15 protein-coding genes and 2 pseudogenes are annotated in these 13466 nt (G+C 70.8%); all 17 read right to left on the bottom strand.

The genetic code is table 11. The features are described from left to right. Positions 1 to 208, bottom strand: a 208-nt coding sequence (locus tag ACFWPS_RS20920; RefSeq protein WP_383707195.1) for a hypothetical protein, incomplete at its 3' end; no start/stop codon positions are given. 65 nt (positions 209 to 273) lie between these two features. Next, on the bottom strand, positions 274 to 603 hold the full coding sequence (locus ACFWPS_RS20915) for an esterase (RefSeq protein ID WP_383707193.1): 330 nt from the start codon (positions 601 to 603) through the stop codon (positions 274 to 276). A 95-nt stretch (positions 604 to 698) separates the two neighbouring features. Further along, positions 699 to 905: a hypothetical protein gene (locus tag ACFWPS_RS20910; protein WP_383707191.1), complete on the bottom strand. Its 207-nt coding sequence runs from the start codon at positions 903 to 905 to the stop codon at positions 699 to 701. A gap of 93 nt (positions 906 to 998) precedes the next feature. After that, positions 999 to 1346, bottom strand: a complete 348-nt coding sequence (locus ACFWPS_RS20905) for a DUF317 domain-containing protein (RefSeq protein ID WP_383707189.1) — start codon at positions 1344 to 1346, stop codon at positions 999 to 1001. 404 nt (positions 1347 to 1750) lie between these two features. Next, complete coding sequence (locus tag ACFWPS_RS20900; protein WP_383707188.1) at positions 1751 to 2710, bottom strand: DUF317 domain-containing protein; 960 nt, start codon at positions 2708 to 2710, stop codon at positions 1751 to 1753. 118 nt (positions 2711 to 2828) lie between these two features. After that, positions 2829 to 4232 (bottom strand): winged helix-turn-helix transcriptional regulator, encoded by a 1404-nt coding sequence (locus ACFWPS_RS20895; protein WP_383707186.1) that lies wholly within the window; start codon positions 4230 to 4232, stop codon positions 2829 to 2831. Beyond that, positions 4229 to 4705, bottom strand: a complete 477-nt coding sequence (locus ACFWPS_RS20890; protein WP_383707184.1) for a hypothetical protein — start codon at positions 4703 to 4705, stop codon at positions 4229 to 4231. The genes ACFWPS_RS20895 and ACFWPS_RS20890 overlap by 4 nt, the downstream gene beginning before the upstream one ends. Next, complete coding sequence (locus ACFWPS_RS20885) at positions 4702 to 5466, bottom strand: glycosyl hydrolase (protein WP_383707182.1); 765 nt, start codon at positions 5464 to 5466, stop codon at positions 4702 to 4704. Before ACFWPS_RS20885 ends, ACFWPS_RS20890 begins: the two co-directional genes overlap by 4 nt. Further along, positions 5463 to 6071 (bottom strand): DUF4913 domain-containing protein, encoded by a 609-nt coding sequence (locus tag ACFWPS_RS20880; RefSeq protein WP_383707180.1) that lies wholly within the window; start codon positions 6069 to 6071, stop codon positions 5463 to 5465. The genes ACFWPS_RS20885 and ACFWPS_RS20880 overlap by 4 nt, the downstream gene beginning before the upstream one ends. Before the next feature lie 93 nt (positions 6072 to 6164). Then, positions 6165 to 7061, bottom strand: a complete 897-nt coding sequence (locus ACFWPS_RS20875) for a DNA cytosine methyltransferase (protein ID WP_383707201.1) — start codon at positions 7059 to 7061, stop codon at positions 6165 to 6167. Between the two features lie 121 nt (positions 7062 to 7182). Then, a pseudogene (locus ACFWPS_RS20870) lies at positions 7183 to 7371 on the bottom strand (hypothetical protein); the annotation flags it as partial. A 94-nt stretch (positions 7372 to 7465) separates the two neighbouring features. Continuing rightward, a complete protein-coding gene (locus ACFWPS_RS20865; RefSeq protein ID WP_383707178.1) occupies positions 7466 to 8638 on the bottom strand; it encodes a DnaB-like helicase N-terminal domain-containing protein in 1173 nt (390 codons plus the stop codon). After that, entirely contained in the window at positions 8635 to 8865 is a 231-nt protein-coding gene (locus tag ACFWPS_RS20860) for a hypothetical protein (RefSeq protein WP_383707176.1), read from the bottom strand. Before ACFWPS_RS20860 ends, ACFWPS_RS20865 begins: the two co-directional genes overlap by 4 nt. After that, positions 8862 to 10649, bottom strand: a complete 1788-nt coding sequence (locus ACFWPS_RS20855; protein ID WP_383707174.1) for a type IV secretory system conjugative DNA transfer family protein — start codon at positions 10647 to 10649, stop codon at positions 8862 to 8864. The genes ACFWPS_RS20860 and ACFWPS_RS20855 overlap by 4 nt, the downstream gene beginning before the upstream one ends. 94 nt (positions 10650 to 10743) lie before the next feature. Further along, positions 10744 to 11454, bottom strand: coding sequence for a hypothetical protein (locus ACFWPS_RS20850; RefSeq protein WP_383707172.1), 711 nt, complete (start codon positions 11452 to 11454; stop codon positions 10744 to 10746). A gap of 88 nt (positions 11455 to 11542) precedes the next feature. Continuing rightward, entirely contained in the window at positions 11543 to 12817 is a 1275-nt protein-coding gene (locus ACFWPS_RS20845; protein WP_383707170.1) for a hypothetical protein, read from the bottom strand. A 183-nt stretch (positions 12818 to 13000) separates the two neighbouring features. Continuing rightward, positions 13001 to 13466, bottom strand: a pseudogene (locus ACFWPS_RS20840) (hypothetical protein).

Here is a 13466-nt window from a genome sequence, read left to right as displayed (position 1 = left end):
GCGCCACCGATACATCGGTGGCGCTCCTCGGCGTTCGGCTGTGGCCAGCCGCGTGCGCTCTACTCGGCAGCCCGCCCCGGAAGTCGGGATCAGCCTTCGGGAAGACGAAGGCCGCCTTGGTCAGGCGGTGGGTGCTGAGCCGGACGGTGGGCGGGCGAAGGCCAAGACCGTGCGCAAGGACCTCGACATCGGCCGCGACGGTGAACAAGGCAACGGCGCAACGGCAAGGCCGCCCCTGCCTGATCGGCGCGGGGCGGCCTTGCGCGTTCTCGGTCAGATTCCGGCGAGGCTGTTGGAGAGGTCGAGAGCGTCGGTCGCGAAGGTGAGGGCGGCGCTCAGACCGATCACCTCGTGGACGGTCGGGCGGACCAGGCGCGGCCAGTCGTCCGGGGCAGCGGGCCAGGAGGCGAGATGAACCTCGGTGGTGGCCAGGCCCAGGTGGGCGGTGACGTCCCAGCCAGCGAGGGAGGCGGGCTCCCAGTGCAGACGGATGCGACCGAAGGGGAGTCGGGGCGATCCGACGGCGAGCCACGTGATGTCGAGTGGGCCATCAGGCCGGGCGGAGACGCGCCGTACCAGAGCGCCGCGCACGCTGTCCGGCATGGGGCGCACGGCGAGGCCGTGCAGGGGGAGAAGAGGCGAAGGGTGGGAGCGCGACGAGATGGCAGCCTCCGTGGTGTTGGGGGAGTTGGTCAGGCTCAGGCGAGGGCGTCGCAGGCCCCCACTGGGAGGTAGCCCTCTTGGCCGTCGTCAGCGATGAACGCCTTGCCATCGCGGACGACGACCTTGGCCCCCACGTAGTGGGCGAAGGGGAAGTCGGGGTTGATGGCGAGGCGGACCGGCAGGTTGGGGTCCAATCCTTGGAGCTGGCGGATCAGGTGGCCGACGGTGAGGTACCGGGGCAAGGGAGCCTCCGAAAGTGGTGGGTGAGGACGGGGCTGGTCTGGCCCGAAGACGTTGGAGCCGGAGGGGCAGCCGGTAAGAAGCTGGTTCGGCGGTCAGCGCGAGGATTGGGTGACCAGTGTGGTGAGAAACCCGGCGACGGCCTCGGAGGGGGTGTAGAGACCGAACTCCTGGACCCACGGGTTACCTTCGGCGGGTTGCACCCGAACGTGCCAGACGACGTCCCGCCTCCAAGCGGTGGCATCCTCGGGGAGCCAGCCGACGTAGACGCGACCGTCCGGGCTGGTCGCGTGGACGTTGGCTTCCGGGGTGTCTACGATCGCCCAGCCGAGCGCGCCCAGGAGGTCGAACACCGGGCCCGCGCAGTGGTCGGAGGAGAGCCAGTGGATGTCGCCCACTGGGGGGCGGACGGCGGCGGGCACGAGGGCGGCAGAGGTGTTCACGGTTGGACGATCCCTTCGTTGACCTGCGCGTTTCCCGACACCTGTACGTTGGCATGGCCATTGCCGAAGTGCGTAGTCGTTGCTCCACAGGTGATGTCTGCCGTGGGCGAACTGGCGGTCGCCAGCAGGTGGCCGGAGGCCGGGGAACGGATGGGCCAACGGGGTGTCGTCCTACGTGGGTTGTGGCGACGAGCCGTACGGGACCGTAGGGGCGGCGTACCGGCACAGCACTGACCGTGCGAAGCGAGGCTGGCACCGATGCTGCACCTCGTCGTGTGCCGATCGAAGTCGGCGGGCCGGGCTTCGGCCTCGCCGCAGGCCGGAACGGTCAGGATGGGGCGGTCGCCGTCGATGCCCACCTCGGCCGAGTGGGCGCGGCATCCCGGAGAGGCAGCGGCCGGAAGTCAGCGGTTGTGCCCTGGTGCCGAGGAGCTGGCCGATAGCCGGACGGTGGCTGTGGGCGCGAGGCTGTCCGACCTGTGTTGCATCGCACCCGCGGAGCGGATTTGAGCGGCCATCACCCGGAGATCGGCGGCTGTGCGCGGAGCCCGCGCGGCACGGTGGACGGCCTGGGCGACCGCCGTACGGCGCACGTCGAGAGGGGTCGGAACTCGGGAGACCGATGGCTCGGCGGCCGACGTGACCGACACGGCCTGGGCGACCGGAGTCAGCGTGACCAGGTGCTCTACTCGTCGGTCGAGCTGGTGCCGTTCGCGCATCACGGGAGCCGACTCCGCCATGACGGCCGCCGTCGCGGCGATCAGGTGAGACGGAGTACGGGCGGTGAATACCGCCTCCGACCGCGAGCCCCAGCCCGGTGGACCGGCCCAGAGCGTGACGGTTTCGTCGTCCCAGCCGGAGAGACGGTTGTCGATCAGGACACCGGCTTGGCCGTCGGGGGCGACGATCTCGACGGTGCCGCGCTCGGCGCCGCCGTCGCGTGTCCAGCCGGCGTCGGTCAGTGGCCGGACTGCGTCGGCCCAGCGGTAGGACGACTTGGCCAGGAAGCGTGCGCTGCTGCCGTAGGCGTCGGACTCGGCGTAGTCGCGGGCCAGAGCGGTGGTGAGGCCGGCAACGATCTCGGGTGGGGTGACGTGGTTGAAGGTGGCCGTCCAGCAGGGCGTGGAAACGGCCTCCTCGGCTGCGGTGATCTTCCACGACTCGAAGTCGTCGCCGAACCAGCCGATCCGAATCCGGTGGTCGGGCGAGGTGACGACGAGCTGGCAAGGGCCCTCATCGAGGTGGTGGTGCGGCCAGTGAGTAACCGGGGCGAAGCTGGCGTCGGCGGTCCCGCCCATACCAGCCAGGTACATGGGACTGACCAGCACCTCTTGGTATCGGTTCGGGTCATCAGGGGCGTGCATGGTCGAGACTCCGGGCGTGAGTGTGGGGAACGCGCCCGCGTGCGCAGCAGGGCGAGCGGCTGGAGCGCACGCGGACGCCGCGACGGCGACGAGGTGGCTCTGGCTCTCACCACTCGGATCACCGGCCCCGGCCCGGTGCCGACTGGGCTGCCACGGTCGCCGGCACCCGCGGTTGCGGCTGTGGCGCGTGGCTGAACAGGGCGTTCGGCGCGGTAGTGCTCCGCCGCAGGGCTACCGAGGCCCGGGCACCGTCGGCCCCCAGTGGGACGCCGACGTGGGTGCGCGTGGCCGCCGCTGCCGGACGTGGGGCTGACGAGGCCCTCCGCAGAGCGACAGGCTCGCTCCAGTGCTCGACACTCGTGAAGACGGCCCCCAACGCGTGGCCGGCATCGGTCAGCACGTAGGGATCACCGTGTCGTGAGCCCGTGCGGGCGACCAGGCCGTCGGCCTGAAGCCGGAGAAGTCGATGCCAGGTGATGCCGCTGTCCAGACTGGCCTCCTCAGCGATGTGCACGAACCGCATCGGGCCACCTGAGTCGAGGACCTGGATCACGGCAGTCGCGTGCCGAAGATTCAGTCGGCGCAGGGCGTCCTCGACACGTTCGGCCTCTGCCATCCGGCCGAGCGGCAGATAAGCGCGGGACCAGTCCGACACGGTGCGAAGCACGGGAGGCAGGGAGCCGCCGAGCGCGCTCAGTCGGTACGGGGCTCCGCGACGGTCGTCGTCTCGCACTACCAGTCCGTCAGCGTGCATCGTGGCTAGCCGCTTGCCGACGAACTGCTCGCTGACGAAGGGGAGCTGGGCGGCAACGTCGCGCACGCGCATCGGGCGGTTCTCCCGAGCGAGGATCATCGCCGACCAAGTGGTCCACTTCGGCCCGATCCAGGCAAGTGCTTCCTCGACGCGCTGAGCGTCGATCGAACCGATGGAGAAGGCGGGGGCCTGTGCGGGGGTGGGCATGGAAGCGTCCTGTCGGGAAGGGGCCAGCGGGAGCGGGAGGACGTGCTGTGCGTCCAGGCGACGGGCACGGCGGCTGGGCGGGCGAGGGTGCCGCAGGTCGCCGGAGGTGGTGCTGCGGCTGAGGGCAGCGGAATGACGCGGCGTCGTCTCCCGCGCATCACGGAGGGCGGCTTCGCCCTGCGGCGTCAGCGAGAGAAGCTGTCCAGGTTGGTACAGGCCCTCGCTCGTGTCCTGGTGCAATAGCCCGTCCGCGACCAGCCGTTGCACGGTTTGGGGCCAGATCGCAGGGCCCTGGCGCTGGGCCTTCTCCCACGATACGTACAGGTCCTCGCCGATCGCGGTCCGGCGGAACCGGACGCCGCCGGTCTCAACGGCTTCGAGAGCCACGAGCCAGCGATCCCCCACGACGGCCCAGTGGTCGTCGCGACGAGAACTCAGGTCTTGGGAGCGGCCGACGGCCGTCGGGTACTCGGCGGTGAGGATGTCGGAGACGCTCTGCGCGCCATCGGTGAGCAGGTTCGCCTGCTCCGTACGGGTCAGCGGGGTGCCGTCGGGGGTCATCGCTGGGAAGCCCTTCGGGGATGAGCAATCAAGGGGGATGCCGCTGCTGGAGGAGTTGCCGGGTCCGCTGTCGGCTGGTCTACGGCGAGGGGCGAGCGGGACCGAGCGGCCTGCACGCGGGCCTCGGCTGCGGGGTCGATTTCGACGTTGTGCCGGGGACCGGTACGCAGGTGGGCCGAACGGTAGACCGCGTAGTCCTTCCGGCTGCCGGCGGCGACGAGGTAGATCTCGCGCTTGTGGGCCGAGGTCGACGGGGCCCGGCGGAACTGGATGACCATCCGGTAGGCGACGGAGGGGTCGACGTAGACCTTGTGAAAGCCGGCAAGACGGCCCTTCAACGGCAGGCAGTCGTTACTCCCTTGAACCAGGTTCTGCAACTCCAGCAGCGCCAAGTCGCGTATCTCGTCGGGAAGTTCGCGCAAGTCAGCGATGGCGTCGGGGTGCGCGGCGAAAGCGAAGCGGGCTCGGCTCACATCAGCCTCCGCTGCACCGGTTCCGCTGGGGTGGTGCGGGGCGCGTGGAGACCGGCCGTCGGTGTCCCAGAGGCACCGGCCGAGCGGGCGAGCGCAATGCGGGCGATGCGGGCCCGGACGACGGCACCGTCGTGATCGCTGTACTCCGGCGGCTCGGGCAACGGCCCGCTGCGCTCCTCCAGCCAGGTCTGGGCAATGCCGACGTTGGCGAAGGCGCCCTCGCGCATCGTGTACGTACCGGCGTAGTGGTCCCACTCCTCGTGGAAGACCCGGACCGGTGCCTGAGTGGCACGGGAGTCGCGGGCCAGCGTCCACGTCTCGCTCGGGTCGTACTCCGAGGTGTAGGTGTCGAGGACCTCGTAGCGCGTGCCCGACTGCCGGATCTGCTGCTCCACCTGGACAGTGAGGTCGTCGGCGGGTTTGACGTAGTCACCACCGCCAAGAGCGATCCGCTCGGGCGGGCAGCCGCGTTCTACGAGCCAGTTCTGGGCGAAGGACGCCGTGGCGTGGCGGCTCGTCTCGAACCTGAACGTGGACCGGCTCAGATCCCGTATGACCGCGATCGCAACGAGTTGCGGGTCGCCGGGTATCCCCCATGTGACCGACCGGTCGTGGGCGAGGACGAAACTGTGCGAGCCGCTGGGGGCGGCGTGGTGCTGGGACAGCACCGTCAGATCACCGGCCCAGAACGTCTCCATCGCATCCTCGGACGCGTCGTCGGCGGGCGCGAGGCCGTCGAGGTCGAAGTCGAAGGCGTTCACGCCGGCACCCCAGCCTGCTCGGGTGCCGGGGTGGTCAGCAGTCGATGGTTGGGGCGGTTCGCGCTCGTCGTGCAGGCTGCGAAGGGCCCGTCGGGGGCGCGCAGGTGCGCCAGCGTCTGGTCCAGGTGGTCGCGGTGCCAGGTCGACGGACCGGACAGGCCGGCCTCCGTGTCGGTGAACTGCTGCCAGGAGAGCCAGAGCGCGTGGAGCCGTGCGACGGCTTCGAGGTGTTCATGCCACTGGGCGCACCACGGACGGTTCGTGCTGATCTCCCGGCCGTAGACCGGGAGGAAGAGGTAGTTCACCCAGTCGCTGAGGGCGGCGAGCTCGACGGCGTACGCCTCCCCGCCCAGGGCGAGGATGAACACCGACGCGGGGCCGTCGGCCTGCTTGTCGGCGGCCGCCTCGGCTTCCGAGGCGCTGTCCGTCTGCTGGCCGACAGCTGGGGCGGGTTCGGGCTCGGAGCCGAGGCGGTCGAGGATGACGCCGTGTTGCCTGACCTCGGCCATGGTCTTGGCGAGGGTGCTGGCGAGGTCGTCGAGGTCTCCGTCGGGGACACGGAACGGGTCGGTGCCAGCGGCGGTGGTCGGGCTGGTGTCGGACATGGGGGCGTGCTCCATCTGTGAGACGGCGACATGCCCGAGAGGATCCGGAGGATCCGCGGTTTGGTCCGGCCGGAGAATCCGGGTAGTTGGGCGCTAACGGCCTGCGCAGCGAGGGCAGCGCGGGAAAGGTGGGGCCAGCAACTGCAGTGCGCGAGCCGCTTGTTGGGGAACAACGCCGTTGCCGAGCGCGGTGAGCTGAGCCGGTCGTCCGAGCCCTGGGGTGGCGGTGACCCAGCCGACGTCGAGGCCCTGCATCCACTCCACGAAGTCGACGCGGAGCCGACCGGCCGCGTCCGTGGGGGCCGGGGCAGGACGGGTGAGCCTCTCCCATCGGGTGATGGCGGCTTCGTACGCTCCCCATCGTCGGTCTGCTGCTCGGCCTCCGGCGACTCCTTCTCCCAGAGCGGCAGGACCACCGTGGACAGGGGAGGACGCCGCCCCGTTGTGGGGCGTTGGCCTGGTGCGCCCATGTCGGTGGCCCCAGGCGGGGGCAGCAACGACGCCGCCGCGCTCGGCGGATTCATGTCGCCATTGCCGTGCCGCTGATTCGGCGAGCCCTTGATCCCGTCCGACGCCTTCGGCGTCGGCAGCAGAAGCCACTCGACCTCGTCGGCCAGGTTCGGCCCGTGACCCCCGCTCTTCCTCTTCGACGGATGTTGCGAACCGCCGTTCTTGCCGATGTTGCTGGTCGGCGTCTTGAGCAGGGTGTCCGGCGGGCCAGGCGGTGAGGAAGGTCCGCTCGCGGCGGTGTGGGGCCCCGACATCGGAAGCGCGAAGCACGAGCCACTTCGCGTCGTACCCGAGGTCGGCCAGGGATCCGAGTACGGCACCGAGTGCCCGCAGAGCAGGCTGACCTGCGATGTCTCCCAGACACCACGGGCAGGGTTCCACGTCGCCAGGGGAACCGGCGGGGGAGGTGAGGAGGCCGCGCACATTCTCGATCACAACCAGGCAGGGTCGGAGGGCCTCGACCGCACGGGCGACGTGCAGCCAGAGCCCTGAGCGGGTCTGGGAGTTGAGTCCGGCCCGGCGGCCGGCGACCGAGACGTCTTTGACACGGGAAGCCCGCCGTCAAGACGCACACCCGGGCAACGGTGGCCCAGTTGACGGTGGTGATGTCGCCCAGGTTGGGGACGCCGGGCCAGTGGCGGGCCAGGACGCGGGAGGCGTTCGGGTCGACCTCTGCGTGCCAGGCGAGCGCGCCGCCGAAGGCGGCCTGCACACCCAGGTCGAGGCCGCCGTACCCCGAGCAGAGCGACCCGATCAGCGGAGGACGCGCGAGGGCGTCGAAGCCCGACATCGTGGCGCGACGGTCCAGGGCATCGAGGGAAGGGGTGTCAATCAAAACGAAGTCCAGGGGAAGTGCAGGGAGATGGGCAGGGTGGTGAGGCACGTCAGGGATGGCCGCGCGAGGGCTGTCGGGCGGCGGCCGGCGCGGAGACGGGTCCGGTCGGCGTCGGGGGTGATGCGGCTGGGTGTGGCGTGCTGCGGGCGCGGGCGGCCTGCACCCGGGCCGAAGGCGGTCCGCCCGCTGACGGGGCGGAGGCCGTCGGCATCGGAGCCTGGCTGCCGTTCGCGGTCAGCCAACGGGCACGCACCTCGTCGAGTGGGCCGAGTGCGTGCAGGGCGTGGTTGATCAGCCGACCGGGGCCCAAGACCTCGTCCTCAGCCAGGGTCTGGATGGCGTGCGCGGAGGCAGCTGCGGTGCGGGTGAGGGAGGTACATATCACCCGGTGCCCGAACCAGTCGGCGCTGCCGGGGACCATACCGTCGCAGATGGCGGTCAGTTGCTGGCCCGAGAAGGTGCCGTCGGCCAGGAGGCCGCGCCGTTGGGCCTCCCAGAGAAGGGTGATCCGGTCGATTGGTTCACCCCGATGGTGCAGCGCCCCCAGGCACCTGTAGAGCCGCCCGTGGGCCGGGTCGACGAAGTCCCCCGGCCGCAGCCAGGCCACCACCTCATCCATGGCTCCCGGCTGCTCGGCGAGGACGGCCAGGAGGAACCGCTCGTCCTCGGCGACCTGGTCGGAATGGACCGGCTGCGAGAGGGCCGCGGCGGTGGCCGGCGCAGCGGTGGGAGCGACCGGACGGGGATCGGTCCCCCAGCGACGCGCGAGATCGGTGAGCACTCCGTTCAGGACGTCCGCCGTGCGCAAGGCTCCCTCGACCAGGCCCTGGACGGCGTCGGCCCGAGCCGCCTGGTGAAGGCGGATCGCGTGCTGGGCGACGGTGCGGTGAATCGCCCCCTCCAGCACCATGCGGCCGTACACCGGAGCGTGCTCGGTGCGTGGACACGCCTGGATCAGGGTGTGGGCGTACGCCGCGGTCAGCCCTCGCACGTGCAGGCCGGCCTCGTCGACCACGTCGGTCACCCACGACAGCGGCAACGGACCATCGGCCGAGAGCGCGGGGTGGCCGCCGCTGCGGAGTTTCCGGAATGCGCCGAACAGCGCCTGGTGGATGGGCCGGTAGAAGTGATCCGGCGTGAGCCAGTCCAGGTCCGAGAGCTGGTCGGGGTCGAGGAGCACGGCGCCGAGGACCGCTTGCTCGGCACTCAGCAGCGGGTTCATCGACGGTCTCCCGGATCAGGTACGGAGGGCTCGCTCTGCCGGGAGCGGAGGTCGGCGACTGCACGGTCGGCGGCGGCCATCGCCTGGGCGAAGTCGTCCAGGGCGGCGGTGAAGGTCGGATCGGAGGCGGGAACCGAGCCGGCCCTGCCGACCAGCCACCACTGGCCGCCACGCAGAACGACCGGAGAGCGAGGCGGCCGCCGGGGACACGGCGTGGGCACGCTCATGCCGCCAGCCGGAGGTCGTCGTGGCCGGTGCTCTTCGCGAGGGCCCGCTCGGTGATTGCCTTCGTGGCGCGGGCGGAGGCCGGGCCGACCGCCTTGGCGGAGGGCTCCTTGTACCAGGGCTTGAGGTTGAGCATGGCGACCCGGATGCCGGTGGCCAGCAGCAGCACCTTGCCCTTGGGCAGGGCGCGGATCGCGTCGGGTGGCAGGATCCGCTCGGTGCGCATGCTCACCGAGGTGGACTTGCCGCCTTCGCTGGTGGATACCGAGGTGGTCTGGACATCGTGGTCGCCGACCTGCCTGCTGAGGCGGTCGGCGAAGTCGGCGTCGTCGATGCCGCTTCCGATGATCTTGACGGTGGCGGCGGAGTACAGGGCGTCCATGCCGACCTCGCCCCAGCACCGTTGGCCCTGCCGGTAGGACTGCAGGATCGTCATCGGGATGACGCCCCGGCTGCCCAGGTGCGAGTACAAGTCCGGCAGGTCACTGATGCGGCACACGTTCGCGGCTTCGTCGAGGACGCACAGGGCCGGCGGGTCGAGCCGGCCACCGGAGCGCTCGGCGACGACCACGGCCGCACGCATCACCGCGTCGGCCGCCGCCGCGATGATCGCGCTCGCACTCCCACCGCCGTCTTTGCTGAGCAGATAAAGGGTGTCGTGGGAGGTGGCGAAGGCGAACGGCCGGAACTCAGGGAGGTCCTCGTTCGGCGTAACCCAGGCGGCGACGTCGGGGTCGAGCAGGCAGCTCGCGTACTGCCGTGCCGTCTCGTAGATGCCGTCGCGGGTTTCGGTCGCGCCGGAGACGGTGCCCTGGAGCTGGGCGGCGACCGCGTCGTGGCCGGCGTCCGTGAGCAGGTCCACCGGGGTGCGGTCGGCCGGCATGGCGAGCCAGGCCAGGACCTCGGTGATCGGTCGTCGGTGGCTGGCGGCGGCAAGGAACAGAGCGCCGAGGGTGTTACTCGCGGCGGTGGACCAGAAGTCAGAGCCGCTGGACTCGTCCACGCTCGCGGTGACGAAGTGCCCGGCCAAGCGCTTCGCCCCGGCCAGGTCACGGGCGTCGGCCAGGATGTCCCACCACATCTCGCGGGGGTGGTGGGCGATCTGCTGGGGATCGAGGGTCCAGATCGTGCCGACCTCGGCACGGGCCTCCACCGTGGCGGTGAAGGCGTCGTTCGCAGCCTTGTTGCTGGTGAGCAGGACCGGCCCGGGGGCCGAGAGGATCGCGGGGATCGCCAGCCCGGACGTCTTGCCGGAGCGCGGGGCCATGATCGCGACGATCACATCCTCCCAGGACGCGCGGACCTCGGCACGACCGGGGTCGAGGGTGCCGAGCAGGATGCCGCGGTCAGCGGGAGCGACCTCCCTGCCCTCCCGATCGCAGAGGGACGGACGCAGGCTCTTCGCCTTGGCGACCATCTCCTTGTCCAGCAGGGGTGCCAGGTCGGCCTTGCGGGCGAGGCCGGACTCGGCGCCGACCCGCCAGCGCATCCACAGCACCACTCCGGTGGTGACCAGGGCCAGGGTGAAGAGGCCGGGGACAACGCGGGCGCCGAACAGCAGCGCGGTGGCGTTCAGGGCCGGCCACAGCACGTCGGGATGCAGCAGGGCGTCGGTGGCGCGGAAGGGGGCCCACGGCCCATTGCCGATGAGGGTGTTGGTGAGGTTGCCGGTCAGCCAGGCAAGGGAGCCGAAGGCCATGGCGGCGCCGAGGACGCCGAACAGGAGGTAGAGGAGCGCGTCCGACCCGGTGGTGGTCGAGGGCGCGCTGGTGCGCGGGGAGGGCACAGCAGTTCCTTGGGTGTGCGAGCGGGCAGGGCGGGGCGCGCTCGGCTCTGGTGCAGCTCACGGGCCTACTCCTCGGGGCTCGAACAGAAACGATTCAGTGGGGGCGGGTAGCGGAGCGTGCCGCAGGCGGTGACGGCACGCTGGGCGACGGGGCGGCATCGGTGCCGGTCTTGGCCGCGAACGCGGAAACCTGGCGGGCGGCGGACAGACGCCGGGTCTCAGGACCGGCGGCCTCGCCGACGGCCATGTCCGGCACGTCGGAGTCCCGATCCCGGACAGAAGGGGATGCGGCGTCCGGGCCCGCCCCAAGGACGTCGTCTGGCAATTCCCGGGTCCGCAGGATGTTGACCCTCTCGTGGTGCCGGGGGTCGGTCCGCTCTGCCGGGCACGCGGCGACCCCGTCTTCGGCAGCCTCCAACTGCTCGCGCACGTCCTGGAGCATCACGTGGGCGGCGGCCAGCCGGGTCCAGGTCTCGAAAGCCGGGTTGTCGTGCGGGTCGTCGAACGCGAGACGGACACGGGTCCAGTCGGCAGCAGCTGCGACGAGTTCGGTCAACTGCGCCAGCGCGCCGACGACCGCGCCGTTGACCTCCCCAAGAATTCCCGCGACCTCGTCGGGCGTCGCGCTTTCCGTGAGCCGGGCGACCATCCCGCGGACGGAGTACGGGGCGACGGAAGCACTCGGCAAGTGCTCGGCCCGCAGTGGCTGGTCGGAGCTGGGAGCCACGCTGCGGTGGGCGAGCCGGATGTTGTGCTGCATGGCTGCGCCGACGGCCTCGCCGATGCTGGAGTAGTACTCGGGCATGCTTACTCCTCGGTGCTTGTCCCGGACGGCAGAGCCAGGCGGGAGCACGCGGCAGACTGGCGGTCGGCGCTGACGAAGATGGCCTGGGTCACCGCCGGGGGCCCGCGACGCGCGGCGGGTGTACGGCGGCGTTGGACTCAGCAGTTTCGGAGCCGGAGCCTGGGGAGACCTTGGCCTTGGCCGCTGCGGGTGACGTGGCCAGAGCGGCGTCCCGGTGGTCGGGCAGCGTCGAGGACCGTTCCGGTGCCATGGCGTGACCCTCCGACGCGGTGCCGACATGGCGCAACTCGGCCTCGAAGCCGCTGAGTTCGGACTGCGCCGAGCTGACGAACTCCGAGGCGAAGCCGAACCGGTCTGCTAGTGCGTACGCCTCCTCGTCCAGGTCGTTGACCTGTTCACCCGCCGTCTCCAGCGCTTCCCGGACACGCTCAAGGGCACCGTGCTCGGGGTGAAGGAGGTGGTCGACCGCCCGCTGAAGGTCCTCTCCGTTTTGGGCCGCCCGGATCCGGTCCGTGATCCGGAGGATTTCAGATCCTGCGGTGTAAGGCCCCAGGGGGTGTTCCGGAGGGCTCGTCCGGGCCGTGTCCAGAGAAGGAGGAAGATCGACTTCGTAGCGGGCGGCGCGGAGCATCTCGGCCGCGTGGGTGGCGATGGCGACCTTGTCGGCGAGCGGGGTGGTGGTGGGAAGGCGATGGCGCCGGCCGTGCCAGTCGTCGATCTGCTGGAAACCGGCGTGCTTGAGGATCTGGGCGGAGAGGTCGTCGGCGGCGCCTTTGGCGACGACGCTGCCGCTGAACTCGGACGTGATGGTTATCGAACGGACAGACAAGTGGGTCTCCTGGGCTTGGGGGATCGGGTCGGGATCGGCGGGCAGGTGTCCCAGCTCGGCGGCGATGCGCCGGCACTCGGTCTGCACGCGAAAGGCGTCGCGGTAGGTGTTGTGGAGGCCGCCGTCCTCGTGAGCGAGGGTGGCCACGACGTGCACCTGCCGGGGCTGGTTGCGCAGGGCAATCCACCGGCAGGCGTCGGGGTTTCCGTCCGGGGCGAGCCCGACGGCGGACACCAGGCGACGGGCAACGGCGGCCCACTGCGTGTCCGTGAGGTCGGGCCGACGTGGGTCGGAGCGGACCGAACAGGCCCACGTCGGCCGCCCGGGGGCGCGGACTCCGAGTCGCTCGACAGGTGCGTCGAGCGCATGGGCCAGGTATGGCAGAGAGCCCGGCTCGGCGAGCAGCCCGATCGGGGCTCCGTGAGCGTCACCCGCGATCAGCCGGGGGACGGCGTGGTTGCCGCGCTCACCTGGCCCGTACAGGTACGCGAGCAGACCGGCGGTGTCGCTGACGCGCTGCAGATGGGCGATCACGGTGTCTACCTCGAAGGGGATCGGCGGAGGACCCGGACGGTCGGGCTGGCAGGGAGAGAATCCGACGAATCCGGGATTTGGCCCGGCTGGAGATCCCTGGTAGAGGCCGCAGGCCGCTCGGCGTCCGAGCACGTCGGCAGCGGAAGGAGACCGGGGCCCCGCCGCAACGGGGCACCCGGCCGGTCAGAAGTAGGGGTTCTCGGTCGGCCGGTCGGCCTCTGTGGCAGCCTGAAGTAACTCGGTGAGGTCGTCAGGCTGGAAGGAGCGCTGGTCGATCCACCGCCTGGCGCGGGTGACGGTACGAGCGCTCTCCTTGATCCTCTCCCACTCCGCCCCGCCGGTTTCGCGTTCGGTGACCAGGGCGGTGTAGGCAGCAGTCAGGATCTGGTGGCGACAGCGCACACCCCAGGCGACGGCCCGCTCGGTCCCTTCCAGGGGAGGCATTCGGTACTGCTCGGACCAAGCTTCGGACTCGGCCTGTTCCTCCGCGCGCATGGCCTGGAGCCAGGCGGCCTTGTCCTGCTCGTCGCCTTCTTTGGAGGCGTGTCAGCAGTCGGTGCATTCCTGCTTGGCGAGCCATTCCGCGAAGCCCGCTCGCCGGTCGGCCGGACAGGTCACGGTCGACCTGCTGGCCGCAGGTGTGATTGAT

The organism is Streptomyces sp. NPDC058457, from assembly GCF_042720695.1.
In the GTDB taxonomy this organism is placed as follows: Bacteria; Actinomycetota; Actinomycetes; order Streptomycetales; family Streptomycetaceae; genus Streptomyces.
Note: the sequence above shows the minus strand (reverse complement) of the source record. Positions and strands in the feature narration are given on the sequence as shown.

What these genes read in the sequence shown, in the direction of transcription:
- ACFWPS_RS20915 (WP_383707193.1), bottom strand. Translation starts at nt 603, where the DNA reads ATGCCGGACAGCGTGCGCGGCGCTCTGGTACGGCGCGTCTCCGCCCGG.
- ACFWPS_RS20900 (WP_383707188.1), bottom strand. Translation starts at nt 2,710, where the DNA reads ATGCACGCCCCTGATGACCCGAACCGATACCAAGAGGTGCTGGTCAGT.
- ACFWPS_RS20895 (WP_383707186.1), bottom strand. Translation starts at nt 4,232, where the DNA reads ATGACCCCCGACGGCACCCCGCTGACCCGTACGGAGCAGGCGAACCTG.
- ACFWPS_RS20880 (WP_383707180.1), bottom strand. Translation starts at nt 6,071, where the DNA reads ATGTCCGACACCAGCCCGACCACCGCCGCTGGCACCGACCCGTTCCGT.
- ACFWPS_RS20865 (WP_383707178.1), bottom strand. Translation starts at nt 8,638, where the DNA reads ATGAACCCGCTGCTGAGTGCCGAGCAAGCGGTCCTCGGCGCCGTGCTC.
- ACFWPS_RS20860 (WP_383707176.1), bottom strand. Translation starts at nt 8,865, where the DNA reads ATGAGCGTGCCCACGCCGTGTCCCCGGCGGCCGCCTCGCTCTCCGGTC.
- ACFWPS_RS20850 (WP_383707172.1), bottom strand. Translation starts at nt 11,454, where the DNA reads ATGCCCGAGTACTACTCCAGCATCGGCGAGGCCGTCGGCGCAGCCATG.